The organism is Pollutibacter soli (assembly GCA_029269725.1).
Lineage (GTDB): Bacteria > Bacteroidota > Bacteroidia > Chitinophagales > Chitinophagaceae > Pollutibacter > Pollutibacter soli.
This window is the reverse complement of record JARJHS010000019.1, coordinates 1-1,488: the sequence shown is the minus strand read 5'-3', so window position 1 is coordinate 1,488 and position 1,488 is coordinate 1. Positions and strand designations below refer to the sequence as shown.

At 40.3% G+C, this 1,488-nt stretch carries 1 protein-coding gene; it reads left to right on the top strand.

Annotated elements, in window-relative coordinates; translation table 11 throughout:
- Positions 1-116 precede the first annotated feature (116 nt).
- Positions 117-1,235, top strand: coding sequence for an IS110 family RNA-guided transposase (locus P2W82_RS24640; protein WP_336518625.1), 1,119 nt, complete (start codon positions 117-119; stop codon positions 1,233-1,235).
- The last annotated feature ends 253 nt before the right edge of the window (positions 1,236-1,488 follow it).

Genomic DNA, 1,488 nt, shown 5'->3' with positions numbered 1-1,488 from the left:
AGTAAGTTTTAATGTAAAAAGGCATGGTGCTGCAAGAGTCTTGCATGAAGCAGACTCAATTATTACGATAACCTTTTTAAAGGTTTCGTCAATTTTGATAATTAAAGCAGTCAACCATGCCTCTAACAAACAAAATTAATGGTTTCGAAGGTCAATGCTTTTATGTAGGCATTGATGTTCATCGATCAAACTGGTCAGTTACGATTCGTTCACTTGGACTGGAATTAAAACGATTTACACAGCCTGCGAATGCTCAGCATTTGGCAGACTATTTAAAACGCCATTATCCTGGAGGGACCTATTATAGTGCATACGAGGCGGGGTTTTGCGGAACTTCTGCTCACCATTGTTTGAAGATCTTGGGCATTGCAAACATTGTTTTCCATGCTGCAGATCTTCCGATGACTGACAAGCAAAAGAAAAACAAAACAGATACTCATGACAGTCGTGCCATTGCCAGTTACCTCGAACGACATCTATTGAAAGGGATTTATATTATGCCTGCTGAGATGCAGGAGTTTCGTTCATCATTCCGGCAAAGAGAAACAAAGGTCAAAGATGTGGTTCGTTACAACAATCGAATCAAGAGCTTTCTATATTATTTTGGCGTCATCATACCTGAAGAATTTGAGAGAAAAAATTCCATTTCGCTAAACATGGTGAAGTGGTTGAATACGGTTAAACTTACGTCTGCTCAAGGCTTATTGACCCTTCAGCAGTATGTTAAGGATTATAAGTATCTGCGCGAACAATTACTGGCCATCACTAAACGCGTGAAAAAAGCAATGATTGAGGGATATCCGGACACCTATAAATCCCTTTTATCAGTACCTGGATTTGGTCCTGTAACAGCGGCAGCCTTTCAGGCGGAGATCGGAGACTGGAGCCGGTTTGATGACCGGGACGAATATATTTCTTTTTTAGGAATAACGCCACGCGAACACAGCAGCGGAGATGCGGTGCATGTCACAGGAATGCAACCCCGGTGTAATAAGCATCTGCGACCCTTATTGATTGAAGCGGCGTGGCAGGCTATCAGAAGAAGCCCGGAACTATTAAAATACTATCGCCAGCATTTGAACAAAAACAACAAGAAGGCGATCGTTAAAGTGGCTCGAAAGCTTGCATTAATTGCACGCTCTGTAGTAATAAACCATAGTACTTATGAGGAAAAATATTTCGAATTAAAAAATCAAAAAAATGCAAATACCCAGGATAAGTTTTTAGTTTTATAGGGTACGGAAGAAAAGTCAAAAAGAAGTAATCTCGTTTTTCAACAGGAGGATAGCGCATCCTAACTACGGTTCCATAGAGAACATTAAAGTAAGTTGGCGTACCTCCTTTACAACTTTAATTAAAACTGGCAGCTTCTTAACAGAATGACTGCAAATAGCAGGTGGAGAAAATTTCTGAATTGACTTGTAGAAACTTTTAACAATGCTGAGCTTTCGCTTCGGCACCACAGCCTTTTACATAGCAGTAGTAAGT

Coding starts and splice junctions, on each gene's coding strand:
- P2W82_RS24640 (WP_336518625.1), top strand. CDS start 117: ATGCCTCTAACAAACAAAATTAATGGTTTCGAAGGTCAATGCTTTTAT.